Consider the following 23863-nt stretch of genomic DNA (forward strand, 5'->3'; position numbering starts at 1 on the left):
GCGACATCGGCCTAATTATCGCCGACGTCGCTCGGGTTTCAGCTTCCGTTCCCGCTCGCTGATAATCGGTCGAAGGACCCGGACCCGTCAGCGTCCAACAAGGTTCCGCCTATCCTTCGAAGCGCAGCGCCAGCCAGAAGGTGCGCGGACTGGCCCGTTCGACCACGCCGTCGCCGCCGATCGCCGCCTCGATCCGGGCATCGGTGACATTCTCCGCACGCGCTTCCAGCCCGACCCGCCTGGTCAGCGGCACCCGCGCGACCAGATCGAGCGTCGTCGCATCGTTCAGCCGCCGCGAGTTGGCGTCATCCTCGAACTGCGGGCCGACATAGCGGCCAGTCGCGACCAGCGCCCAGTCATTCCGCCGCCAGCCGAAACTGGCAGATGCGCCATGCGCCGGGGTCTGCGCGGGGCGCAGTCCGTCGAGCAAACCGGCGTCGCGAACGACCGCGTCGCTATACGCATAGGACAGTCTTGCCTCGAACGCGCCGAACCGTGCCTCGCCATCGAGTTCGACGCCGCGCACGCGCACATGGTCGAGGTTCGCCCGTCGCCGATACACCCCCGCCGCCGAGACGAAGCCGACGCCGGGAAAGGTGCCGGGACCGTTGGCGACGCTGACGTTGGCGATGCCGTCGCGCAGGTCGTTGGCGAATGCCGTCGCGGCGATCCGTACCCCATCGGCCGGACGCAGGTCGACGCCGACCTCCCCGCCCCACATCGTCTCCGGCGCGAGCATGGCATTGGCCGCCGTCGCATCCGCGCCGACGCGGAACGGGCGATAGAGTTCGTTGAGCGTCGGCAGCCGCCACCCGCGATAGCCCGCCGCGCGTACCGTCACCGCGTCGTCGGCAAGCCACGCGACCCCCGCACGACCGGTCGGCTGCCATCCGCTGCGATCGGCGAAGCGCTGATCGGTCAGCATGCCGCCAGCAAGCGGCCGTTCGGTGAGACGACCATCGGCGATCCGCCAGCGATCGATCCTGCCGCCGGCGCTGAGCGTCACCTGCCCCAGCACGACGCTGACATCGGCAAAGGCACCAGCCGTCGCGTTGCGACCGCCCGCGACCCGCCGCCGCGTCGGGCTGCCCGCGACATAGGTGTAAAGTTCCTGCGTCTCGCCCTCGACGATACGCAGGTCGCCGCCGATCCGCGCCGTGACCGGACCGAACGTCGGTGCCACTTCGACCCGCCCGCCCCGGCCGATGGCGGGGACGTTATACTGGTCAAGCGTCAGCACGGTGGTCGCCCGGCCGGCACCGACACTGGCGAAACGGCTGGCGAAGGCGCGGGTCTGAAGATAGGCGAGCGCCGACCATGGGGTGCGACCACGGCCGACCAGCCGCACGCTGGCGTCCGCTCCCTCGCTGCGGTTGTCGGTGAAGTCGAGGCCACGGTCGCGCCGGTCGGTGAAGCCGGAGATATTCGCCTGAAACTCGGTCGCGGGCGCGATCTCGATCACCGCGCGGGCGGCGGCGCTGGCCTGTTCGAACGGTGCCGGCCGATCGGCCGGGCCGCGATCCTCCGCGACGACCGGCACGAAGCCGTCGCCACGCGCATAGGCGCCCGAGAACGTCGCGAAGCCACTGCCGCGAACCAGCGCCACGCCCGCCCGCGTATCGATCGACGCACGGCTGCCGCCGGCCAGCGTCGCGCTCAGCGGCGACAGATCGTCCGGCCGCGCGCTGTCGAGTTCGATCGTGCCGGCCAGCGCCCCCGGTCCGGCGACACCGCTGCCGCCGCCGCGCGTGATCCGCACCCGTCCCAGCCGGTCGGTCGCATAGGCGGGAAACGCGACCCAGCCGCCGAACGGATCGGCCTGCGGCACACCGTCGAGCAGCAGCAACGCGCGGCTGGACGCATTACCACCGAGCCCGCGCAGGGTGATCCCCTGCGACGTCGGATTGGCGGTGCGCGAATCGGATCGGCGGAACTGCTGCAAGCCGGCGACGTCACGCAACACATCCTCCAGCCGGCCGCTGGCGGAATCAAGAATCCGGTCGCGATCGAGCGTGACAATGTCATAGGCAGCATCACCCGGCGCGTCGGCCAGGCCACGACCGGTCACGACGATCTCGGCCCGATCGTCGGTCTGCGCCGCCGCCGCCATCGGCCACAGCGCCAGCAGTCCCAACAATCGCGTCACGCCCATCCCCCGCGGGTGAACGATCAGACCGTGAAGCTTTCGCCGCACCCGCACGCACCTTTGGCATTGGGATTGGTGAAGACGAACCCGGCGGTGAAATCGTCCTCGACCCAGTCCATCGTCGATCCGATCAGATACAGGATCGATCCACCATCGACGAAGAGGCTGCCGCCGGACGTTTCGATCCGCTCGTCCATCGGACTGGCGGCGGTGACGTAATCGACCGAATAGGCGAGCCCCGAACAACCGCGACGCGGCGTCGACAGCTTGACGCCGATCGCGTCCGACGGCGCCTTCGCCATCAGGTCAGCGACGCGGCGCTCGGCATTGGGGGTCAGCAGGATCGCGGCGGGGCGGACGCGGGTGGCCATCACAACATTCCCAGTTCGAGTTTGGCGTCGTCCGACATCTTCTGCGGGTCCCATGGCGGATCCCAGACGAGGTTCACGTCCGCTGTCGCGACGCCGGGCACCGCGCCGACGCGCAATTCGACCTCGGCCGGCATCGATTCCGCCACCGGGCAATTCGGCGTCGTCAGTGTCATCGTCACCGTGACATGACCGTTGTCGCCCACGTCGACGCCGTAGATCAGCCCGAGGTCGTAGATGTTGACCGGGATTTCGGGGTCGTAGATTTCCTTGAGCGAGGTGATGACCGCCTCGTACACGTCGCCGCCCGGCTCACCGCCCCCGACCGGCTCGGGCTTCTGCGCCAGAAAATCGCCGAGATAGTCGCGGCGACGCGGCTCGGCGTCCTCCACCCGCGCCCGCGGCGGCGGGGTGACGGCATCGACTTCCTCGACCTTGAAGCTGCGTTCGTCGTTCATCCGAAAATCCTGCTTACCCTGTCCAGTCCGCGGACCAGCGCCTCGACATCGGCCATGCCGTTATACACGCCGAAACTGGCGCGGGCGGTGGCGGGAACCTGCAACTGCTCCATCAGCGGCTGCGCGCAATGATGGCCGGCGCGGATCGCCACCCGTTCCTCGTCCAAGATGGTGCCGACGTCGTGCGGATGCACCCCCTCCACCACGAAACTGACGATTCCGGCAGAATCGTCGGGACCGAGCAGACGGATAGCGTTGCGCTGTCCCAGCGCGTCGCGCGTCGCGCGCACCAGCGCGGTTTCATGCGCATGGATCGCGTCCAGCCCGATGCCTTCGACATAATCGATCGCGGCGTGCAGCCCGAGCGCACCGACGATATGCGGGGTCCCCGCCTCGAACCGCGCGGGCGGCGGGGCATAGGTGGTACGCGCAAAGGTCACGCGATCGATCATCGCCCCCCCGCCCTGCACCGGGTGCATCGCGCCCAGTAGGTCGGCCCGGCCCCACAACACGCCGATCCCGGTCGGGCCGTACAGCTTGTGACCGGAGAACACGTAGAAATCGCAATCGAGCGCGGCGACGTCGACGGCGATGCGCGGCACCGCCTGACACCCGTCGAGCAGCAGCTTCGCGCCGACCGAATGGGCGATGTCCGCCGCGCGGCGGCCGTCGAGCACCGACCCCAGCACGTTCGACACATGCGCCAGCGCGACCAGCTTGTGTTCGGTTCGGATCATCGCCGCCATCGCGTCGAGATCGATCCGGCCATCCTCGGTCAGCGGCACGACGTCGATCGCCGCGCCAATCTGCTCGGCGACCAGTTGCCACGGCACGATGTTGCTGTGATGCTCGAGCATCGACAGCAGGATCCGGTCGCCGGCTTTCAGATGCCGCGCCGCCCAGCCCTGCGCGACGAGGTTGATCCCCTCGGTCGCGCCGCGCACGAATACGCATTCCTCGGGCGCGGCGGCACCGATGAATTCAGCGACCCGCCGCCGGGCGGCTTCGTACGCCAGCGTCATGTCGGCCGAGCGCTGGTACACGCCGCGATGCACCGTGGCATAGGTGGTGTCATAGCCGCGCGTGATCGCGTCGATCACGCCTTGCGGCTTCTGCGCGGTCGCGGCGGTGTCGAGATACGCCCAGCCGGCGGGGATCGCGGGGAAGTCCGCGACGCGGTCGAGCGGGGTGGTGCCGGCCATCAATACCCTTCCGTCATTCCCGCGAAGGCGGGAATCCATAGACGCTGCCATAGCGACTCCATCACCGGCCATCGCGGCAATGGATTCTCGCCTTCGCGGGAATGACGGACAAGGCCCCTCAAAGCGCCGCCTCCAGCCACGCATCGGCATCCGCCGCGAACGCCTCGCGCACCACGTCGTTGCCGATCCGGTCGATCGCATCGGCGACGAACGCGGTGGTCAGCAGCGCCTTGGCCCGTGGCTCACTGACGCCGCGGCTGCGCAGATAGAACAGCGCCTTGGCATCGAGTTCGCCGACCGTCGCGCCGTGCGCGCACTTCACGTCATCGGCAAAGATTTCGAGTTCGGGTTTCAGGTTCACGGTCGCGGTGCGTTGCAGCAGCAGCCCACGCAGCGACTGTTCGCCGTCGGTCTTCTGCGCGCCACGCGCCACCTCGACGCGGGCGGCGAGGCTCGCCTGGCTGCGATCGGCGGCGACCGCGCGCCATGTCTGGCGGCTCGATCCATTGAGCGCGGCATGGCGCACCGCGACCGCGCATTCCTGTCGCTGCTGGTCGCGGGTGAGCAACGCGCCGCCATAATCGACGAAGGCGGCATCGCCGTCCAGCGTCAGCACCGCATCGATCCGGCTGCCCATGCCACCGGCACCGAGGAAATGGCTGACGAGGCTCGCCGCCTCGCCCACCACTGCTTCGTCCCGGATCGACACGAACCCGCCGCTCTGGAGCAGCCGCACGCTGCGCATCAGTCGCGCGCCGCGTTCGAGATCGATCTGCGTCAGCCGGTTGGTCCATCCGGTGCCGACATAGGTTTCGATCACCTGCGCGACGGCATCCTCGTCCAGCGTCAGCCGGGCGGGAAGATGGTTCTCGGCCCCGGTCGCGATATGGACGATCTGCACCGGATCGGCGATCTCGCTCGCCGACAGGTCGATCGACCAGCCCGCCGCGCCGCTTGCCTGCACCCCCAGCGGATGCGCGGTATCGAGCGTCAGGGGCGTGCATGCGACATGGCCGGGCGTGCTCCGGTCAGGCGCATAGACGCCATCGACGAACACGATGCGCGGGCCGGGCACATCGAGCCAATAACCATCGGCCGCGATCCCCTGCCCCCGCTCGCTGGCGGCGGCGGTGGTCAGCGCGGTCAGGTCGGCCCAGCGCCATGCCTCCTGCGCATTGGTCGGGAGCGTCGCCATCATGCCGCTACCGCGCCATAGCCTTCGCGCTCCAGTTTGTGCGCCAGTTCCTTATCCCCCGAACGGACGATGCGGCCGTCGGCCAGCACATGGACGAAATCGGGCTGCACGTAATCGAGCAGCCGCTGATAATGGGTGATGAGGATCACGCCCTTGTCCGGCCGGCGCATGATGCGGTTGATGCCGTCGCCGACGATCCGCAGCGCGTCGATGTCGAGGCCGCTATCGGTTTCGTCGAGGATCGCGAGGCGGGGGTCGAGGATGCCCATCTGCACCATCTCGTTGCGCTTCTTCTCGCCACCCGAAAAGCCGACGTTCACCGGACGCTTCATCATGTCCATGTCCATGCCCAGACCATCGGCCTGCGCGCGGGCGAGTTTCAGGAACTCGGCACCCGACAGCGGCTTTTCGTCGCGGGCGCGGCGCTGACTGTTCAGGCTCTCGCGCAGGAACTGGACGTTCGACACGCCGGGGATCTCGACCGGATACTGGAAGCCGAGGAACAGCCCGGCGGCGGCACGCGCATCGGCCTCCATCTCCAGCAGGTCCTCGCCGCCGAAGGTCACGCTGCCTTGCGTCACTTCGTAGCCGGGCCGTCCGCCGAGCACATAGCCGAGCGTCGACTTGCCGGCACCGTTCGGCCCCATGATCGCATGGACCTCACCCGCGTTCACGCTCAGCGAGAGACCCTTGAGGATTTCCTTGCCGTCGATTTCGGCGTGGAGATTGTCGATCTTCAGCATTTAGCCTAGTCCCAAGAAAAACGCGCCACATAAAGCGGCGGAAAGTCCAAAAATCACCGCTCCTGCGGCACGAATAAAGACACCGAACTACAGCGTAGGCGAACCTGCTTTCGGCACCCGCTTCACAAACGCCGGGTGCGGTCCAAACCACCGGTGCAGCACACCACTTTTGACCGACCGCATCACGGCCCTACCTCCAAGAAAGGTGAACCCCGCCAACACCACCATCGCTACCAGCGCGAACCATTTAGGCATAGGACTTGCCACCTCGGTTCACGGCGTCTCGCCCGCAACCGGCTCAGTCCCGAACTCCGCTTCCGCCGCCTGCGGGTTGACCAGCACCGCTCTCATCGACGCATCGATCCGCTCGAGCATGACCGCATGCGCCTTCGCCACCTTCGCCCGTACCGGCGCGCACGCCTTGGCCGCGTCGTCGAAGATCACGACGCGCGCGGCGGCTTCGGCCGGCGGCTTCTCCATACGGGGGTCCGCATTGATCCGCGCCGACAGGCAATCGGCATAGGGCGCGGTCGGTGCCACCGCCTGTAGCGCCAGCGCCAGCACGATCACCCCACCGACCCTTCGAGGCTGATGCCGAGCAGCTTCTGCGCCTCGACCGCGAATTCCATCGGCAGTTGCTGCAGCACTTCGCGGGCGAAGCCATTGACGATCAGCGCGACTGCCGCCTCCTGGTCGAGCCCGCGCTGCCGCGCGTAGAACATCTGGTCCTCGGAAATCTTGCTGGTCGTCGCCTCATGCTCGATCTGCGCCGAGGGGTTGCGCACCTCGATATACGGCACGGTATGCGCGCCGCACTGGTCGCCGAGCAACAGGCTGTCGCACTGGGTGAAGTTGCGCACGCCCTCCGCCGACGGCGCGACGCGCACCAGCCCGCGATAGGTATTGTCGCTGCGCCCCGCCGAAATGCCCTTCGACACGATCGTCGAGCGCGATCCCTTGCCGAGATGGATCATCTTGGTGCCGGTATCGGCCTGCTGCATGTTGTTGGTGACGGCGACCGAGTAGAATTCGCCGACGCTGTTTTCCCCGGCCAGCACGCACGACGGATATTTCCACGTGATCGCGCTGCCGGTTTCAACCTGCGTCCACGACACCTTGCTGTTCTTCCCCTGACACAAGGCGCGCTTGGTCACGAAGTTGTAGATGCCGCCCTTGCCGTTCTCATCGCCGGGATACCAGTTCTGGACGGTGCTGTACTTGATCTCGGCATCGTCCAGTGCGACCAGCTCGACCACCGCCGCATGCAACTGGTTCTCGTCGCGCATCGGCGCGGTGCAGCCCTCCAGATAGCTGACATAGCTGCCCTTGTCGGCGACGATCAGCGTGCGTTCGAACTGGCCGGTATTTTCGGCATTGATGCGAAAATAGGTCGACAGCTCCATCGGGCAGCGCACGCCTTCGGGAATGTAGACGAACGTCCCGTCCGAAAAGACCGCCGAGTTCAGCGTTGCGAAGAAATTGTCGCGCTGCGGCACGACCTTGCCCAGCCACTTGCGGACGAGGTCGGGATATTCGCGGATCGCCTCGCTGATCGAACGGAAGATGACGCCGGCGGCTTCGAGTTCCTTGCGGAAGGTCGTCGCCACCGACACGCTGTCGAACACCGCGTCGACCGCGACACGGCGCTGCGGCACCGCGCCCTCGACCCCGGCGAGCACCTTCTGCTCCTCGATCGGGATACCGAGCTTTTCATAGACGCGCAGGATCTCAGGATCGACCTCGTCGAGCGAACCGAGCTTCGGCTTCGCCTTGGGCTCGGCGTAATAATAAGCGTCCTGATAATCGATCGGGTCGATGTTCAGCTTCGACCAGTCGGGCGCCGCCATCGTCAGCCACAGGCGATACGCCTTCAGCCGCCAGTCGAGCATCCATTCGGGCTCGTTCTTCTTGGCGCTGATATAGCGGACGGTGTCCTCGCTCAGCCCCTTGGGCGCGAAGTCCTGTTCGATGTCCGAGGAGAAACCCCACTCGTACTTCTTGTTCGCGGCGGCGAGCGCCTCGGCATTCTTCGTGGCCATCACACTACCTCTTGGGGCATCGCCCCGGTGTTCGCGAGTTGGGCGAGCGTCACGCCCGCAAGCGCCCCCCGGACCACGGCGTTGACCGTGCCGGCATGGGGGCGGATCATGCAGTTCGTCTCCACCGCGCAATCATGGCGCGCGGCATCGACGCAGGTGGTGAGCGCGATCGGCCCCTCGATCGCCTCGATGATCTGCGCCAAGTCGATCGTGGCAGGCGTGCGTGCGAGGCGGAAACCGCCGCCGGTGCCGCGCCCGGTTTCGATCAGCCCGGCGGCGGACAGGCGGCTAACCAGCTTCTGCACGGTCGGCAGCGGCAGTCCGGTTTCCTCCGCCAGCACGGTCGCCGTCGCACGCGCATCTCCGCCGCGCCGCGCGGTGGCGGCAAGCAGGACGACGGCATAGTCGGCAAGGCTGGAGAGACGCATCGCTTCCTTAATCGGATCATTCCGGTCGGATTGGCATGTGGTCGTGCGGGGGCGTGAGGTCAACCGCGTTTGTGTCGATGGCTGTGATCGATTGTTGTTCAGGAAGAAGGTTTGATTCACGCGAAGGCGCGGAGACGCGAAGAAGAATTTGGTTCGCGCGGAGGCGCGGAGGCGCAGAGGGGTTTCGCTCGTGGAGGGGCTCTGCCGTGCCAACGGCCTTCAACCTGCCAGCAATCCCCGGCAGGAAGGTCTCGCTGACGCGAGACGATGCCATGATTGTAACCCCTTCGTGTCTTCGCGCCTTCGCGCCTTCGCGTGCAAACCAGCCTTCTTCTTCCCTCTCTGCGCCTCCGCGCCTCTGCGCGAACCAAATTTTCTTCACCCCATCCCACGAAACCGAATCTTCCTTCCGGCCCCGCCGGACGATAGAGCACCGCGCATGGCATGGTATCACCCCCTCCTCTTCACCCTCGACGCCGAACGCGCGCATGCGCTGACCATTGCCATGCTGGAGGCGTGGGGGAAGGCCGGTACGCCGCTTAGCCCCCCCGGCGACGAGCGTCATGCAGTGACGGTCGCGGGCATTCGCTTCCCCAATCCGGTCGGCCTCGCGGCGGGCGTCGACAAGGATGCGCGGGCGATCCGCGGGTTCCTCGGCCTCGGCTTCGGTTTCGTCGAGGTCGGCACGCTGACCCCCAAGCCGCAGCCGGGCAATCCCAAGCCCCGCATCTTCCGCCTGCCCGAGGATCGCGGCGTCGTGAACCGGCTGGGCTTCAACAACGGCGGGATCGACGCGGCGCTGGCGCGGGTCGCGGCGCTCACCCCCCGCCCCGGCGTGATCGGCATCAACGTTGGCGCGAACAAGGATTCGGTCGACCGGATCGCCGACTATGCCACCGCCGTGGCGAAGGCCGCGCCGCTCGCCGATTACGTCACGATCAACATTTCCAGCCCCAACACCCCGGGGCTGCGCGACCTGCAATCGCAGCCCGAGCTGGGCGAGCTGATCGCCGCCAGCGACGCCGCGCGGCATGTGGGGGGCAAGCGCGTGCCGCTGTTCCTGAAGATCGCGCCCGATCTCGACCGCGCCGGGCTGGAAGTCGCCGCGCGGGCCGCGATCGACGGCGGGATCGATGCGCTGATCGTGTCGAACACCACCATCTCGCGTCCGCCGACGCTGCGGTCGGCCAAGGCGGGGGAAACCGGTGGCCTTTCCGGCGCGCCACTGGCCCCCCTGGCGCGCGCCAAGCTGGCCGAGGCGATCGTCATTACCGGCGGCGCCATCCCGGTTATCTCGGCGGGGGGGATCGGGTCGGCCGCCGAAGCGCGCGCGCGGATCGACGCGGGGGCCAGCCTCGTCCAGCTCTACAGCGCGCTGGTGTACGAAGGGCCGGGGCTGGCCCGGCGGATCGTGGCGGGGCTGTAGCAAAGACGCTTGCCTGTTCGCCCGTGCCAAGGCTATCGGACGGCCACGCTGGGGGCCTGTAGCTCAATGGTTAGAGCTGGCCGCTCATAACGGCTAGGTTGCGGGTTCGAGTCCTGCCGGGCCCACCAGCGCTTGTGCCCCGCCGTCTTTGCGACTAGGGCACGACACTTAGGCGTCGGGGAGTGGCGCAGTCTGGTAGCGCGCCTGCTTTGGGAGCAGGATGTCGCAGGTTCGAATCCTGTCTCCCCGACCATCATCCGCTAAGTATTTGATTTCTCGTCGCCAACAGGGCGATCGGGAATGGTTGTACCCACGACTGTACCCATCGTTGTACCCATTGGGGGCGATGGATTGGGATTGCCGAACCTCAAGCTGCGCGGTGGCAGCTATCACTGGCGCAGGAAGATCACCGTGGCCGGCGCGGCGGTGCCGCTATCCCTGTCGCTCGGCACAGGGAATTATCAACGCGCCCGGTGTATGGCAGACAGACTTGGTGCGACGGTCGAGAGTTTGCGTGTGGCCTATGGTCAATCGACGGGGCTGACCCCCGATCAGCTGAAGCGGGTGTTCAGCGATGCCCTGCGTTGGCAGTTGCAGCGTATCGAGCAGGATCAGATTGGCAGCCCCGCCCGGTCGGAAGATCACGCCACGATCAATTCCATCTATGCCGAAGCCTGGGCTTTCCTTGGGCGCAACGGCGTCGAGGCGCGTTGGACACTGAACGAGCATGACCGATTGGTCGCTGCCGGCTGGAGCGAGGGGCGCGCGAAGGCGGTGGCGGATCTGGTGTTCGATCTCCAGAACGGTGATCCGGTTTCGAAGGCTCAGCTCGACAGTTATAGCGAGACCTTCGGTATCGCCTCCACGCGGGACAACGTCGCGCGGATGGCGCGGACGATCTGCTCGGCTCGTGCGTCGGCATGCCGCAAGGCAACTGCCCGCCTCCGCGTTGGCGACGACGACATGGCCCAATGGATCGACGAGGCATTGATCGATGATGCGCCATTCGCCTTCGAACAAGTCGAGCGCTCGCCCACTCCCCTGGCGCAGTCTGCGGTGGAGACATACGAGCCGATGGCACCGGGGCCCGTCGCTATCGATGAACCGCCCGCATCCCCACTTCCCGAGCGTCAGAAAAAGCGCCTGCTTGAAGCGGCCGAGGAGTGCATCACGGTTTATCAGACTGCTGGCGCTTGGGACACGGATTCAATGAAGCAGGTGCGGACGGCATTGCGGCTCTTCGATTACGCCTGCGGCAGCGACATCTGCATCGAGGACTTAAAGCAATCGCACGTCCGCGATTTTACGACCCTATGTCGGTCGTTGCCGAATCGTTGGGGGCGCACCCGCGAGGAACAAGCCGGCGGCATCGCTGCCAGCTTGGTCCGAGCGGCAACCATGCCACCGGCCGACATCGGCATCAGTCAGACGACCATCAACAAGCACCTGACATGGGTCAACGCCGTTCTCGCCCATGCAGCCGGCGAAGATGACGATCCACAAGCACATCGACCGGCGAAGCCGCTTTCCTTCCAGGGGGCACGGGCCGGCATCGGCAAGACATCGCGCAAGGCGCAAAAGCGAGATCGCGACAAGCGGGCCAATTGGACGATACAGGAGGTCGCCAAGCTCTTGTCCGCACCAGTTTGGACTGGCGCGGCGGGAATCGACCGCCGCCTGAACCCGGGCGCCGAGATCATTCATGACGCCTGGTACTGGATGCCGCTCATGCTGCCCTTGTATGGCGGCCGCAGTTCGGAACTTGCCGGACTGGGGCTGGCCGAGGTGCACGAACTGGATCCGATCCCCTACTTCCGGATTGACTATACCGAGGATCGCGCGCTCAAGAATATCCAGTCGATCCGGAGGCTACCGATCCATCCCGAACTGATCCGCCTCGGATTCATCGACTACGTGACCCAGCTACGATCTGCCGGATGCACATTGCTGTTCCCGGAATTGAAGTCATCGGGATCGACCACTTTTGCCGGGACGTTCTACAAGTCGATTTTTAAGCCGCTGCGGCAGTGGGCCTTTCCCGATGGCACGTCGTGGCACCACCGCGTTGGCGGTGCATGGAAAGACAAGGACGTGCACAGTTTTCGCGGCCTTGCCACCACGCTTTTGAAGGGACGTGTCGCCAGCGAGGTCCGCTGCGATCTGTTTGGCCATGAAGGCGAAACGGAAACCGCGCGCACCTATGACGAGGAGGCAGAGCTTTCTATCAAGCTCGACGCACTACAGCTATTGACGCCCATGACCGCGCATATCCAACCCAGCCAGCCAATCAACATTAGGCCAATTGCGCGACTAAAGCATGGAACGGGCCGACGAGAACCGCGCTCTAAGTCAGATATTTGAACGATAACACGTAGCCGTCAGCAAAATGACGCCTGAGGATACAAAACGAAACCATGGCAAACATCACGCGACGACGGACGGGCGAGTTTCTGCGAAAGCTATTTGAGGCACTGATCGCTGAACCCGAAGGCATGGCCGCCGGAGCAGTGATGAAGGCCGTTCGAACCTCGATACCGCTCACCGCTTTCGAGAAGGGGCAATACCCTTCAGGCGGTGAACGGTTCGAAAAGATTTTGCGCTTCGCGACCGTCGACTGCGTTAAGGCGGGTTGGCTGCACAAGAGCAACGGCGTCTGGAGCGTCACGGATATAGGTCAAAAGGCCTACAAGACTTATGTCGATCCTGAAGCGTTCTACAAGGAAGCGTGCCGCCTCTATGGCGCGTGGAAGGCTCAGCGCGATGCATCCGAGGTGCTGCCCGGTGAAGCAGCCGAGCCGGAAGCCATCGAAGAGGCCGCCGAGAAGCTCAGCGTCACTGTAGAAGCGGCGCTAGACCATGCTTGGACCGAAATCTCGCAATTTCTGCACTCCAGCGACCCCTTCGAGTTTCAGGAGATGGTCGCCGATCTGTTGAGGGGCATGGGCTACCATGTGTCCTGGGTCTCACCGCCGGGCAAGGACAATGGCGTCGACGTCATTGCCTTTGCCGACCCTCTCGCCACTGTTGGACCGAGGATCAAGGTACAGGTCAAGCGCTGGCAATCCAAGGTCGATAGCGATGGCCTAAAGTCGTTCCTCGCAACCCTTTCACCCGGCGATGTCGGCATTTATATCTGCTTGGCGGGTTTCACCAAAGACGCGCAGGATTATGCCCGCAATCAGGAAACGCGGAGAGTGACGCTGATCGACGCCCGTCGATTCTTCGATCTTTGGGTCGAGAATTACTCTAAGCTCGCCGATCAGGCACGTCGCCGGCTGCCGATCGTTCCGGTCTACTTTCTGGCGCCTGCCAGCTAAATGCATGGTGCCAACTATCAAAAAACCATGAGCCGACCTCTTCCTTCTGATCAAAGTCTTGAAACCTCGTAAGATCGTTACCTCTGAAGCACGCACATTGCTCTCACGCGTCGCCACAGGCTACTAGCGGCCCCAAGTCGTTGGAGCGTAGGGGTCAAGGTGCCGATACTGGATTGGATGACGCGCGCAGCGGATGTGCGCGCCGCGGCGGCGGTGCCCTATCGACTGCTGGAAGCGGTGCCGACGATGGATGGCGGTGATGCCGACCCCGCCAACATGCTCATTCAGGGCGACAATCTCGACGCACTCAAGGCGCTGCTGCCCTATCACAAGGGCGCGGTGAAGTGCATCTACATCGACCCGCCCTACAATACGCGATCGGCGTTCGAACATTACGACGACAATCTCGAGCATAGCCAATGGCTTGCGATGATCTATCCGCGCCTCGTGCTGCTACGCGAATTATTGGCCGAGGACGGCAGCATCTGGGTTTCGATCGACGACAATGAGGGGCATTACCTTAAGGTCATGATGGACGAAGTGTTCGGGCGGAAGAACTTTCTATCCACCATGATTTGGCGAAAGAACTATTCACCAAAGTCAACTGCCCGCCATTTTTCTGAAGATCATGATTATATTACCGTTTACGCAAAAAACGCTGATAGCTGGATCCCTAACATGATGCCGCGGTCTGAAAAGCAGGACAAAGCTTACAAAAACCCCGACAATGACTCCCGTGGCCCTTGGAAAACGAGCGACCTATCTGCTCGGAATTTCTACAGTAAGGGAACCTACGCTATCGTGTCACCGTCTGGGCGCGTGATCGAAGGACCACCTAAGGGCCGATATTGGGCGAAATCCGAGCACAACTTTTTGCAGCTCGTTGCGGACAACCGTATATGGTGGGGGAAGGATGGGACCGCGATCCCGCAGGAAAAACGATTTCTTTCCGACGTCCGACAGGGTGTCGTCCCGCAAACGTTCTGGTCGCACGAGGAAGTGGGTCATACACAGGACGCCAAGAAAGAGGTTGTCGCTTTATTTCCTGATAATGTGTTTGGCACCCCCAAGCCTGAGCGCTTGATGCAGCGCATCCTTCACATCGCGAGCAACCCGGGCGACCTTGTGCTCGACAGCTTCCTCGGTTCCGGCACGACCGCGGCGGTGGCGCACAAGATGAAGCGGCGGTGGATCGGCATCGAGATGGGCGATCATGCCGAGACGCACTGCAAGCCACGGCTCGACAAGGTAGTTGCGGGTGAACAGGGCGGCGTATCCGAGGCGGTCGGCTGGATCGGTGGCGGTGGCTATCGCTTCTATCGCTTGGGTGACCCGGTGTTCGAGGCCGATGGCCACATCGCCGACGGCATCCGTTTCGAGACCCTCGCCGCGCACATCTGGTTCAGCGAGACAGCGACACCCTTCACCGGCGCCGCCGACACGCCGGTGCTGGGGGTGCATGACGGCACCGCCTATGCACTGCTCTACAACGGCATCCTCGGCGATCGCTCCATCAGTGGGGGTAACGTGCTGACTGCGGCGCTGCTGACGCGGTTGCGGACGGAGAGCGGCTGGGAGGGGCCGATGATCATCTATGGCGAATGGTCGAAGCTGGGCGCGGCACGGCTGGTCGAGACCGGCGTGACGTTCAAACAGACCCCCTATGACGTGAAGGCGCGCTGATGGAACTCAAGGACTATCAGCGCCGGGCGCTCGATGCGCTACGAACGTTCCTCGATCAGGCGGCGATCCGGAACCATGCTGCTGCCTATGCTGCCGCCTGCGCGGTCGGCGAGCCTGGGGCATATGGCGCGGCCTATCGACCACTCGCAGGTTTGTCCGGCGTGCCCCATTGTTGTCTTCGCCTGCCAACCGGCGGCGGCAAGACGCTGCTCGCTTCCCACGCGATTGGCATCGCGCGTGATACGTATCTGGCGCGCCGCTACCCGGTAGTCCTGTGGCTGGTCACGTCGAGCGCGATTGCCGACCAGACGCTGGGTGCGCTTAAGAAGATCGGTCACCCCTATCGCCAGGCGCTGGAGGCGCAGTTCGGTGGTGCGGTGCGCATCTACGGCATTGACGAGCGGCGGCATCTTCGTCCGCAGGATATGGCGGATGCCGCGACCGTGATCGTCGCCACCGTCCAGTCGTTCCGCGTCAACAACGTCGCCGACCGCAACGTCTATCGCGACGACGAGGAGCTTGAGCCCCACTTCGCCGCGCTCCCGGCGGGATCCGACCTTGCCCGGCACGACAACGGCCCCCGCCGGGGCACGCCGATCGCCAGCTTCGCGAACCTGCTCAAACTGCACAGACCGTTGGTGATTGTCGACGAAGCGCACAACTTCACCTCGACGCTGTCCGGCGAAACGTTCGGCCGTCTGGCGCCTGCCGCCGTCGTCGAGTTCACCGCTACGCCGGTGCGCTCGAACGTCATCGTCTCTGCCACCGCCGCCGAGCTGAAGGCGGCGGACATGATCAAGCTGCCGATCCATCTGTCGCAGCACGGCAGCTGGCAGGCGGCCATCGCCCATGCGGTCGATAACCGTGCCTGGTTGGAGGGCATTGCCGCCCGGGACGGCGGCGGCATTCGGCCCATTGCGCTCTATCAGGCGCAGCCCGCACGCGAGGGGGCCGAGGCGACGGTCGACGTGGTGAAGCGCCACCTGATCGAGGATTGCCGCATCCCCGCGGACCGGATCGCGGTGGCGACTGGCAACCAGCGCGAGCTCGACGGCATCGACCTTTTCGACCCCGCCTGCATCATCGAGCACGTCATTACCGTCGACGCGCTAAAGGAAGGCTGGGACTGCTCCTTCGCCTATGTCTTTTGCTCGCTCGCCAGCATCCGCAGCGGCGGTGCGGTGGAGCAGTTGCTCGGCCGCGTGCTGCGCATGCCCTTTGCGACGCGCCGGTCGTCGGAGGAACTGAACCGCGCCTATGCCCATGTGTCCGAACGCAATTTCTTCGAAGCGGCCGAGGGATTGAAGGACCGCCTGACCGAAATGGGCTTCGACGAGCGGACCGCGCTGGAAGCGATCGTCGAGCAACCAGAGACGTTCGACTGGCGCGGGGATCAACCGCTGTTCACCCGCCCCGAACTGCCGGTGCTGTGCGTGCAGGAGCGCCCTGATCAGAGCGGCTGGACCCCCGAAATGGTGTCGGCAACGCGCATTGCCGACGATGGCGCGGGCGGCATCGCGATCACGTTCGACACCACCGCGCCCGACGCCGTGTTGCGCGACGTCGCAGCGGCGGTCAGCGCGCCCGAGACGACGCCCATGGCGGCGATCGAAGCGTTCATTGTTCAGCGCGCGGCGGCGCTGTCGCCGGCCGAACAGGGCGAGGTGCTGGCGCTACCCCGCCTCGCGATCGAGCGCGATGGTCAACTCGAGATCGTCTTTCCCGAGACGCTGGTCGACGTAGGCGGCTGGAACTTGGCAGCGGTCGACACTAGCCTGCCCGGCTTCGCGTTGACCGACCGGCCTGACACGTTCGAGATGGACGTAGACGGCGATCAGGTCGTCTATACCCGCATCGACGCCGCTGCCGAGCTGGCGCTGGACGACGCAACTGATTGGGACGTGGCGGCCCTCTCCCGCTGGCTCGATCGCACGACCCGCCAGCGGGACGTCGCCCAACCCATCTTTCTCGAATATTGTCGCCGCGTCGCCGAGCGCGTTGCCGAGCGCATCCCGCTCGCCCAACTCGTTCGCGGCAAATACGCGCTTCGCCGCGCGATCATGGCGCGGGTGAGCCAGCTCCGCCATGAGGCGGGCGCACGCGGCGTTCAGCTGCTGCTAGGAGACATCGCGCCCGTATTGGCGCTGGGTGACAACGGTTTCAGATTCAGCAAAGCTGGCTATGACCCGCGAACGCCATATTCCGGACCTTGGCGGCCAAGGAAGCACCTCTTCTCCCAAGTTGGCGACTTAAAGCACGGTGGCGAGGAATGGATGGCCGCCGTGCAAATCGATGATCACACCGCCGTTCACCGCTGGGTCCGAAACGTCGATCGCACGGCGTGGTCCTACGCGCTACCGACTGCGACCGACTTCTTCTACCCCGACTTCGTCGCCGAATTGAAGGACGGTCGCAAGTTGATCATTGAATACAAGGGCGCCGACCGCAAAGACAGCGCTGAAAACCTAGAGAAGAAAAACATCGGCGCGCGACTGCAGGAAGTGAACGACGGACACGTGCTGTTCCTATGGGCGGAGCTGGAACGCGACGGTAACGTTTCAAGGCAGATCGACATGGCGATCAGGTAATCGCTTATTGTCTTGAATAGTGCTTTTAAACCAGTCGCGCTCACCCTATCTTAAGTCTCTCCAACGCCAGCTACTTGTCCAGCCTCACGGCCGACATCGGAATGCAGACTTCGCGCCATGGGATCGGTCCTGCGGGATAGCGGACCCGAGCAGCAGCAGGACCGTCAGGCCGGCAGAAGCCCGGCCGCGCGGTAGCTGTCGATCATCGTGTCGAAGAGCGCGATATCCGCACGACCCCTTGCGAATAGCTGCGCGCCGGAGACGGCCGCATAGATCGCCTTTGCCCTGGCCCTGCTTTCGCCCGGTTCGACAATGTTGGCCTCGACGAGAAGCTTGCTCAGCCAGTCAACATTGACGTCAGCGAAGCTCTGGACCTCGACTTTTACCGCGTCCGGAAGGTCATCATATTCCGCCGCCATGAAGCTCGACAGACAGATGCGGTTATCGTTCGACAAGGACGTGCGGAAAATTTCCGGATAGCGGCGAAGCGCACCAAGAGGCTCAGATGCCTCATCCGAAATCACCGCCAACTGCTTGACCGTATCCTCCCAATAGCGTCGCGCTACCGCCGCACCGAGATCGGCCTTCGTCGCGAAATGATGATGAATGCTGGGTGCCTTGATCCCGACCTCGGCGGCGATGTCGCGAAAGTTTAGGCCGTTATAGCCGCGCGCCATGGCGCTTCGCCTTGCCGCGGCGAGCACTGCCTCTCTCGAATTCGACACTGCCATCGCCCCGCTTACTCCGCCAACCGACCAATTGGTAGATAGGGGTTGACCATCAGGAGGCAACCGCCCACCTGGGTGACTACCAATCACTTGGTAGGGATGCCTCATGACCGATCAGACTCCGCCTGAAAGCCCGAAGCTTCGCCTCTTCACCTCCCCCTCTGCCTTCCCCAACCCACAGCGCCTGCGCATCTTTCTGCACGAAAAGGGCATTGCCGATCGCTTCGACGAGCAGGTCTACGACATGTCCCCGGTCGGCGAGCAGCGGCAGTGGAAGCATCTCAAGATGAACCCCTGGGGTGAAACCCCGACGCTCCAGCTTGCCGACGGTAGCTTCATCTCGGAAACCGCGGCCGTCGTCCGTTATCTTGACCAGGCATTTCCGGGTCGCCGGATCATGGGCGAGACCCCGGAGGAACAAGGCCTGGACGCGATGTGGGACAACCGCGTCTGGGTGCACATCCTTTACCGCATCACCACCGCGTTCCATGTCCTGCATCAGGGGCTAGGTCCCAAGCTCGAGCTGACTGCCAACGCCGCTTGGGGCGAGCATTGTCGCAAGGAGGCGCTGGCCCATACCGCGCTGGTGGACCGACATCTGGCCGATGGCCGCGACTGGCTGCTCGGCGGTGACGAGCCAACCTTCTCCGACATCACGCTGGCGACGGCGATCGCGTTCTCCAAGTTCGAAGTAAACGCCATGCCGCTCGACGAGCGCTACGAACATATCGATGCGTTCTGGCAGCGGTGGCAGCGCCGCCCGACATTCCTCGCCGCCTATGCCGACCGCAGCAGCGGCGTGCCGGAACTGGACAACCGTCCGTAGCACCCGGCTTGCTACCCGGATCGTTTCAAGCCGGTCGGGGGTGAAACGGCAGCCCGAGCGTTACAGCCGCCTGCCCTCGCCCCTTATTACTCCTACGGAAGATCATATCATGGCCGATCTGCCTGTCAGCCCCGTCCTGCAACCCTTCACGATCGACGATCTGCAACTGCGGAACCGTATCGTCATGGCACCGCTCACGCGCAGCCGCTCGAACGAGGAAGGCATCCCCCCGGCGTTCGCCGCGGACTATTACGCACAGCGCGCCGATGCCGGCCTTATCATCACCGAAGCGACGAACATTTCGTCTCAGGCGCGCGGTTACGCGATGACGCCCGGCATCTGGTCGGACGCGCAAGTGGCGGCATGGAAGCCCATCGTCGAAGCCGTCCATCGGCGTGGCGGCAGGATCTTCCTTCAGCTCTGGCACACAGGCCGGATATCGCATCCCGATCTGCATGGCGGTGCCCTTCCCGTGGCGCCGTCCGCGATCGCGGCGGAGGGGCAGGCCTTCACCAATGACGGAATGAAGGATTTCTTCGTTCCGCGCGCGCTGGAGACGGACGAAATCCCCGCCATCGTCGAGGACTACCGCCATGCCGCCGAACAGGCCAAGGCAGCCGGGTTCGATGGCGTCGAAGTGCATGCTGCGAACAATTACCTGCTTGAGCAGTTCATCCGCGACAGCACCAACCAGCGCACGGATACCTATGGCGGCTCGATCGAGAACCGTCTCCGCTTTCCGCTCGACGTGGTGCGTGCCGTGGTCGAGGTCTGGGGCGCAAATCGCGTCGGCATTCGCATTTCGCCGGCAACGACCGAGCCCGGAAAGACTCCGCTCGACAGCCAGGTCGGGCGCACGTTCGACACGTTCGTCGACGCCTTGTCCGAGATCGGCCTGCTATACATCCACGATATCGAAGGCGTGACCCAGCAGACGCGCGACGTGCCGGACGGTGTGGACTTTCAGGAGCTGCGCAAGCGCTTCTCGGGCGCCTATATCGCCAATAACCAGTATACGCTCGATCTCGCCGAGAAGACGCTGGCGGACGGCAATGCCGATCTGTTCAGCTTCGGCCGGCCCTTCCTCGCCAACCCCGATCTCGTCGAGCGGCTGCGGACCGGCGCCCCACTCGCCGAAGCTCCGAAGCAATATTGGTATGGCGGTGGCTCGGTCGGCTACTCGGACTGGCCCGGAATGAACGGGCGGATCGAGCTTCCGTAAGCCGGGGCGTGCGTTCGCCTGCATGTGCAATTGAGGAGAGATAATTTGCTGTTTCATACGATGGTAGGATCGAACGACATCGAGCGATCCAAGCGCTTCTACAATGCGGTGCTCGGTGCCTTGGGAGCCGAAGAGGCGACGCTGAACATCGCCGGCAGCGGTCACACCCGCCTGTTCTATCGCAATGAGGGAGGGACGAACTTCATCGTTACCCAGCCGATCAACGACGAACCGGCCACCGTGGCCAATGGCGGCACCGTGGCTTTTTCGTGCAACTCACCCCAACAGGTCGAACTGTTTCATGACATCGCTGTCGCCAACGGCGGCACCTCGATCGAGGACGGACCCGGTCCGCGTGAGTCAGCGATGGGGACTATCCATCTGACCTATGTCCGCGACCCGGACGGCAACAAGCTGTGCGGAATCCACATCCCGTCATAATAGCCGAGCCAAGCCGATCGGCTCAGGTGGCCTCTTTCGCAGCGCTAGCGGACCGGTAGGTATCGGTCCGCTAGACATGCCATGTCACGACCGGCCCCATTTCGCGTTCGTCGAAACCGGCCATTCCTCGACTGGGCCGGCAATCCGTTCCGGCTGCCGATCCTCGGCTCCATCCTCCTCTGCTATCACAAGGCGACGATCGCCTTTGCGTCGTGAAGAGGCAACCTGCGGGGTCCGCGATCATTCCCCTGACAACAGACATCGCATCGGAGAAACACGGTGAAGACACGCAAGCTCGGTTCGCAAGGCCTTGAGGTCTCTGCGCTCGGCCTCGGCTGCATGGGGATGAGCGACTTTTATGGCGGTCGCGACGAAGCGGAGTCGGTCGCGACCATCAATCTTGCGCTCGACCGCGGCGTTACCTTCCTGGACACCGCCGATATGTATGGGGTCGGCGCCAACGAGGAACTGGTCGGCCGTGTCGTGCGCGAACGCCGCGAATGGGTGGTCGTCGCGACGAAGTTCGGCATCGATCGGGGTGCCGATGGCAAGGGCCGCAGCATCAATGGCCGCCCCGACTATGTCCGCCGTGCATGCGATGCTAGCCTGAAGCGCACCGGGCTTGACGTCATCGACCTCTACTACCAGCACCGCGTCGACCCCGACGTGCCGATCGAGGAGACGGTAGGCGCGATGGCGGAGCTGGTGACGGCCGGCAAGGTGAAGTATCTCGGCTTGTCCGAGGCGTCGCCGGCGACCATTCGCCGCGCCCATGCGGTCCACCCCATCACTGCTCTACAGACCGAATATTCGTTGTGGAGCCGGGATCCCGAGGCAGAAATCCTGCCGACGGTGCGCGAACTCGGCATCGGCTTCGTGCCCTACAGCCCGCTCGGCCGGGGTTTTCTCACCGGTCAGATCACCGCGCCCGACGACCTCGCCGCAGATGATTTCCGGCGCCATCATCCACGCTTCCAGGGCGAAGCGTTCCAGCGCAACCTCGACCTCGTCAAGGCGGTCGGCGCTATGGCCTCCGACAAGGGCTGCACGCCGGCGCAACTGGCGCTTGCCTGGGTGCTCGCGCAGGGCGACGACGTCGTGCCGATCCCCGGCACCAAGCGGCGCACCTATCTGGAAGACAACCTCGGCGCGCTCGACGTGACGCTGGACGCGGATGACCTCGCCCGCATCGACGCGATCATGCCGCCCGGTGCAGCCGAGGGACAGCGCTATGCCGACATGGCGAGCATCGACCGATGAGTGTCGTCTCGTTCGCGGCGATCGCGCCGGGCAATCTCGCCGTCGTGACGGGCGGCGCCAGCGGCATCGGACTGGCCGCCGTGCGCGCATTCGCCGCACGTGGCATGCGGGTCGCGATCCTCGACCGGCCGGGCGAGGCACTGGATGCTGCGGCCGGGTCGATCGACGGGGTGAGTGCGCACGCCGTCGATGTTGCCGACCCGGGGGCGATGCGCACCCTCGCCGCCTTGCTCGGGCCGGCATCCGTCCTGATGAACAACGCGGGCATCGGCCAGGGCGGTGATGTTTTCGCCGGCCAGGAGGCGTGGACGAGGCTGCTCGGCGTCAACCTGATGGGTGTGTTGAACGGCATCGAGAGCTTCGCATCGTTGATGGTGGAGGGATACGGACCGGGCCTCGTCATCAATACCGGCTCCAAGCAGGGCATCACCCAGCCGCCGGGCAATACCGCCTACAACGTTAGCAAGGCAGGGGTTAAAGCCCTGACCGAAGGCTTAGCGCATACGCTGCGCGAGCAGACAGGGGACCGGGTCAGCGCGCACTTGCTGATCCCTGGCTTCACCTACACGGGCATGACCTCTCCGCGGCCGGAAAAGCCGACTGGCGCTTGGACGCCGGAACAGGTGGTCGACCTCATGTTCGATCGTCTGGCGCACGGCGACTTCTACATTCTCTGCCCCGACAACGAGACCACGCCGGCACAGGACGCGAAACGCATTGCCTGGGCGGCAGGCGACATCATCGAGAACCGCCCCGCCCTGTCCCGCTGGCACCCCGATCACGCGGCCGAATTCGCCCGCTTCATGGAGGATGACGCATGAGGATCGGGTTCATCGGGCTGGGACAGATGGGCAGCGCCATCGCGGCCAATCTGTTGAAGGCAGGTCATGAGGTGACGGTCTGGAACCGTTCGGCAGACAAGACCGACGCACTTGTCGCAGCGGGCGCAGCTCGCGCGGCACGGCCACTTGATGCGGCCAAGGGTGATCTCGTCATGACCATGCTTGCCGACGACCGGGCGGTGGAAGGCGTGGTATTCGGCGAGGGCGGCATCGTCGGCGCTCCTGCACTGCACGTCGGGCACAGCACGATCAGCATCGCGCTTGCCGACCGGCTCGCGGCGGATAGCGGCACCGGCGGTTACGTTTCTGCACCCGTCTTCGGCCGTCCACCGGCGGCGGCGGCGGGCAAGCTGTTCGTGGTCGCGGCAGGCGTGGAAGCTGCATTGGATCGCTTCGAACCGGTGTTCGCCGATATCGGTCAGCGGACTTTCCGGATCGGCGACAAGCCGTCCGCGGCCAACCTAGTGAAGCTCAGCGGCAACTTCATGATCATGGCCGCCGTGGAGGCGATGGCCGAGGCGATGACGCTGGCCGAAAAGGGCGGCGTCGATCGTCAGACCCTGCTGGAGGTGCTGACGGGAACCCTGTTCGGCGCGCCGGTCTACCACATCTATGGCGAGATTCTGCTGGAGGACCGCTTCCGGCCCGCCGGGTTTGCGGCGCCATTGGGCCTGAAGGACATGACGCTGGCCGATACCGCTGCCACTTCGCTTGGGGCACCGATGCCGCTGCTGGGGATCGTTCGCGACCACCTTCGCAGTGTCATCGCGACGGAAGGCCCGGACATTGATTGGGCTGGTATTGCGCTTGCCGTTAGGAAGAGTGCGAAGCTTTAGACACCCGCGGACGCAATACGGGGACTACCTCGCGGGCGGCATCTCAAGGAAAGCTGAGTAACGGAAAGGCCCGGTTGTGGTCGTTCAGGCCCCCTCCCCGGCTTCCTAACGTCGG

21 protein-coding genes and 2 tRNA genes are annotated in these 23863 nt (G+C 64.6%); 13 read left to right on the forward strand and 10 right to left on the reverse strand.

Annotation, left to right across the window (positions count from 1 at the left end):
- Positions 1-109 precede the first annotated feature (109 nt).
- The 9 genes from ASE78_RS13775 to ASE78_RS13815 form a co-directional block, all read right to left on the reverse strand.
- The gene (locus tag ASE78_RS13775) at positions 110-2152 is read right to left on the reverse strand and encodes a TonB-dependent receptor (protein WP_056497911.1); all 2043 of its coding nucleotides are present in this window, start codon (positions 2150-2152) and stop codon (positions 110-112) included.
- A 17-nt stretch (positions 2153-2169) separates the two neighbouring features.
- Positions 2170-2517 (reverse strand): HesB/IscA family protein, encoded by a 348-nt coding sequence (locus ASE78_RS13780; RefSeq protein WP_056497912.1) that lies wholly within the window; start codon positions 2515-2517, stop codon positions 2170-2172.
- A complete protein-coding gene (locus ASE78_RS13785; RefSeq protein ID WP_056497913.1) occupies positions 2517-2972 on the reverse strand; it encodes an SUF system Fe-S cluster assembly protein in 456 nt (151 codons plus the stop codon). Before ASE78_RS13785 ends, ASE78_RS13780 begins: the two co-directional genes overlap by 1 nt.
- Entirely contained in the window at positions 2969-4174 is a 1206-nt protein-coding gene (locus ASE78_RS13790) for a cysteine desulfurase (protein ID WP_056497914.1), read from the reverse strand. The genes ASE78_RS13785 and ASE78_RS13790 overlap by 4 nt, the downstream gene beginning before the upstream one ends.
- A 118-nt stretch (positions 4175-4292) precedes the next feature.
- On the reverse strand, positions 4293-5372 hold the full coding sequence (locus ASE78_RS13795) for a SufB/SufD family protein (protein WP_056497915.1): 1080 nt from the start codon (positions 5370-5372) through the stop codon (positions 4293-4295).
- Complete coding sequence (sufC, locus tag ASE78_RS13800) at positions 5369-6112, reverse strand: Fe-S cluster assembly ATPase SufC (RefSeq protein ID WP_056497916.1); 744 nt, start codon at positions 6110-6112, stop codon at positions 5369-5371. Before sufC ends, ASE78_RS13795 begins: the two co-directional genes overlap by 4 nt.
- 273 nt (positions 6113-6385) lie before the next feature.
- A complete protein-coding gene (locus ASE78_RS13805) occupies positions 6386-6682 on the reverse strand; it encodes a hypothetical protein (RefSeq protein WP_056497917.1) in 297 nt (98 codons plus the stop codon).
- Entirely contained in the window at positions 6679-8151 is a 1473-nt protein-coding gene (gene sufB, locus ASE78_RS13810; RefSeq protein WP_056497918.1) for a Fe-S cluster assembly protein SufB, read from the reverse strand. Before sufB ends, ASE78_RS13805 begins: the two co-directional genes overlap by 4 nt.
- Positions 8151-8579: an RrF2 family transcriptional regulator gene (locus ASE78_RS13815; RefSeq protein WP_056497919.1), complete on the reverse strand. Its 429-nt coding sequence runs from the start codon at positions 8577-8579 to the stop codon at positions 8151-8153. The genes sufB and ASE78_RS13815 overlap by 1 nt, the downstream gene beginning before the upstream one ends.
- A 439-nt stretch (positions 8580-9018) precedes the next feature.
- Between ASE78_RS13815 and ASE78_RS13820 the strand changes: the two genes are divergently transcribed.
- The 7 genes from ASE78_RS13820 to ASE78_RS13850 all read left to right on the forward strand — a co-directional run bounded on the left by ASE78_RS13820 (position 9019) and on the right by ASE78_RS13850 (position 17593).
- Positions 9019-10005 (forward strand): quinone-dependent dihydroorotate dehydrogenase, encoded by a 987-nt coding sequence (locus ASE78_RS13820; RefSeq protein WP_056497920.1) that lies wholly within the window; start codon positions 9019-9021, stop codon positions 10003-10005.
- Positions 10006-10057: 52 nt separating this feature from the next.
- Positions 10058-10133: transfer RNA gene (locus ASE78_RS13825), tRNA-Ile, on the forward strand.
- Positions 10134-10181: 48 nt separating this feature from the next.
- A tRNA-Pro gene (locus ASE78_RS13830) sits at positions 10182-10258 on the forward strand.
- 104 nt (positions 10259-10362) lie between these two features.
- Positions 10363-12366, forward strand: coding sequence for a hypothetical protein (locus tag ASE78_RS13835; protein WP_056497921.1), 2004 nt, complete (start codon positions 10363-10365; stop codon positions 12364-12366).
- A gap of 53 nt (positions 12367-12419) precedes the next feature.
- The gene (locus ASE78_RS13840; RefSeq protein ID WP_056497922.1) at positions 12420-13322 is read left to right on the forward strand and encodes a restriction endonuclease; all 903 of its coding nucleotides are present in this window, start codon (positions 12420-12422) and stop codon (positions 13320-13322) included.
- A gap of 177 nt (positions 13323-13499) precedes the next feature.
- Entirely contained in the window at positions 13500-15005 is a 1506-nt protein-coding gene (locus ASE78_RS13845) for a site-specific DNA-methyltransferase (RefSeq protein WP_082467213.1), read from the forward strand.
- A complete protein-coding gene (locus ASE78_RS13850; protein ID WP_056497923.1) occupies positions 15005-17593 on the forward strand; it encodes a DEAD/DEAH box helicase in 2589 nt (862 codons plus the stop codon). The genes ASE78_RS13845 and ASE78_RS13850 overlap by 1 nt, the downstream gene beginning before the upstream one ends.
- 164 nt (positions 17594-17757) lie before the next feature.
- On the opposite strand, the gene ASE78_RS13855 is transcribed toward ASE78_RS13850, so the two are convergent.
- Positions 17758-18270: a TetR/AcrR family transcriptional regulator gene (locus ASE78_RS13855; RefSeq protein WP_235515065.1), complete on the reverse strand. Its 513-nt coding sequence runs from the start codon at positions 18268-18270 to the stop codon at positions 17758-17760.
- Between the two features lie 157 nt (positions 18271-18427).
- Here ASE78_RS13855 and ASE78_RS13860 point away from each other — a divergent pair, with 157 nt between their 5' ends.
- From ASE78_RS13860 to ASE78_RS13885, 6 genes are all read left to right on the forward strand, one after another.
- Entirely contained in the window at positions 18428-19147 is a 720-nt protein-coding gene (locus tag ASE78_RS13860; RefSeq protein ID WP_056497925.1) for a glutathione S-transferase family protein, read from the forward strand.
- Between the two features lie 109 nt (positions 19148-19256).
- Positions 19257-20369, forward strand: a complete 1113-nt coding sequence (locus ASE78_RS13865; protein ID WP_056497926.1) for an alkene reductase — start codon at positions 19257-19259, stop codon at positions 20367-20369.
- A gap of 45 nt (positions 20370-20414) precedes the next feature.
- Positions 20415-20810: a VOC family protein gene (locus ASE78_RS13870; protein WP_056497927.1), complete on the forward strand. Its 396-nt coding sequence runs from the start codon at positions 20415-20417 to the stop codon at positions 20808-20810.
- A 279-nt stretch (positions 20811-21089) separates the two neighbouring features.
- Positions 21090-22070 carry an aldo/keto reductase gene (locus tag ASE78_RS13875; RefSeq protein WP_056497928.1) on the forward strand — a complete coding sequence of 327 codons (981 nt, stop codon included), beginning with the start codon at positions 21090-21092 and terminating at the stop codon, positions 22068-22070.
- Positions 22067-22891 (forward strand): SDR family NAD(P)-dependent oxidoreductase, encoded by an 825-nt coding sequence (locus ASE78_RS13880; protein ID WP_056497929.1) that lies wholly within the window; start codon positions 22067-22069, stop codon positions 22889-22891. Before ASE78_RS13875 ends, ASE78_RS13880 begins: the two co-directional genes overlap by 4 nt.
- Positions 22888-23748, forward strand: coding sequence for an NAD(P)-dependent oxidoreductase (locus ASE78_RS13885; RefSeq protein ID WP_056497930.1), 861 nt, complete (start codon positions 22888-22890; stop codon positions 23746-23748). The genes ASE78_RS13880 and ASE78_RS13885 overlap by 4 nt, the downstream gene beginning before the upstream one ends.
- The last annotated feature ends 115 nt before the right edge of the window (positions 23749-23863 follow it).

The sequence above is a fragment of the Sphingomonas sp. Leaf25 genome (assembly GCF_001421635.1).
Classification (GTDB): domain Bacteria; phylum Pseudomonadota; class Alphaproteobacteria; order Sphingomonadales; family Sphingomonadaceae; genus Sphingomonas.

What these genes read in the sequence shown, in the direction of transcription:
- ASE78_RS13775 (WP_056497911.1), bottom strand. Translation starts at nt 2,152, where the DNA reads ATGGGCGTGACGCGATTGTTGGGACTGCTGGCGCTGTGGCCGATGGCG.
- ASE78_RS13780 (WP_056497912.1), bottom strand. Translation starts at nt 2,517, where the DNA reads ATGGCCACCCGCGTCCGCCCCGCCGCGATCCTGCTGACCCCCAATGCC.
- ASE78_RS13785 (WP_056497913.1), bottom strand. Translation starts at nt 2,972, where the DNA reads ATGAACGACGAACGCAGCTTCAAGGTCGAGGAAGTCGATGCCGTCACC.
- ASE78_RS13790 (WP_056497914.1), bottom strand. Translation starts at nt 4,174, where the DNA reads ATGGCCGGCACCACCCCGCTCGACCGCGTCGCGGACTTCCCCGCGATC.
- ASE78_RS13795 (WP_056497915.1), bottom strand. Translation starts at nt 5,372, where the DNA reads ATGATGGCGACGCTCCCGACCAATGCGCAGGAGGCATGGCGCTGGGCC.
- sufC (WP_056497916.1), bottom strand. Translation starts at nt 6,112, where the DNA reads ATGCTGAAGATCGACAATCTCCACGCCGAAATCGACGGCAAGGAAATC.
- sufB (WP_056497918.1), bottom strand. Translation starts at nt 8,151, where the DNA reads ATGGCCACGAAGAATGCCGAGGCGCTCGCCGCCGCGAACAAGAAGTAC.
- ASE78_RS13815 (WP_056497919.1), bottom strand. Translation starts at nt 8,579, where the DNA reads ATGCGTCTCTCCAGCCTTGCCGACTATGCCGTCGTCCTGCTTGCCGCC.
- ASE78_RS13820 (WP_056497920.1), top strand. Translation starts at nt 9,019, where the DNA reads ATGGCATGGTATCACCCCCTCCTCTTCACCCTCGACGCCGAACGCGCG.
- ASE78_RS13840 (WP_056497922.1), top strand. Translation starts at nt 12,420, where the DNA reads ATGGCAAACATCACGCGACGACGGACGGGCGAGTTTCTGCGAAAGCTA.
- ASE78_RS13845 (WP_082467213.1), top strand. Translation starts at nt 13,500, where the DNA reads ATGACGCGCGCAGCGGATGTGCGCGCCGCGGCGGCGGTGCCCTATCGA.
- ASE78_RS13850 (WP_056497923.1), top strand. Translation starts at nt 15,005, where the DNA reads ATGGAACTCAAGGACTATCAGCGCCGGGCGCTCGATGCGCTACGAACG.
- ASE78_RS13855 (WP_235515065.1), bottom strand. Translation starts at nt 18,270, where the DNA reads ATGGCGCGCGGCTATAACGGCCTAAACTTTCGCGACATCGCCGCCGAG.
- ASE78_RS13860 (WP_056497925.1), top strand. Translation starts at nt 18,428, where the DNA reads ATGACCGATCAGACTCCGCCTGAAAGCCCGAAGCTTCGCCTCTTCACC.
- ASE78_RS13865 (WP_056497926.1), top strand. Translation starts at nt 19,257, where the DNA reads ATGGCCGATCTGCCTGTCAGCCCCGTCCTGCAACCCTTCACGATCGAC.
- ASE78_RS13880 (WP_056497929.1), top strand. Translation starts at nt 22,067, where the DNA reads ATGAGTGTCGTCTCGTTCGCGGCGATCGCGCCGGGCAATCTCGCCGTC.
- ASE78_RS13885 (WP_056497930.1), top strand. Translation starts at nt 22,888, where the DNA reads ATGAGGATCGGGTTCATCGGGCTGGGACAGATGGGCAGCGCCATCGCG.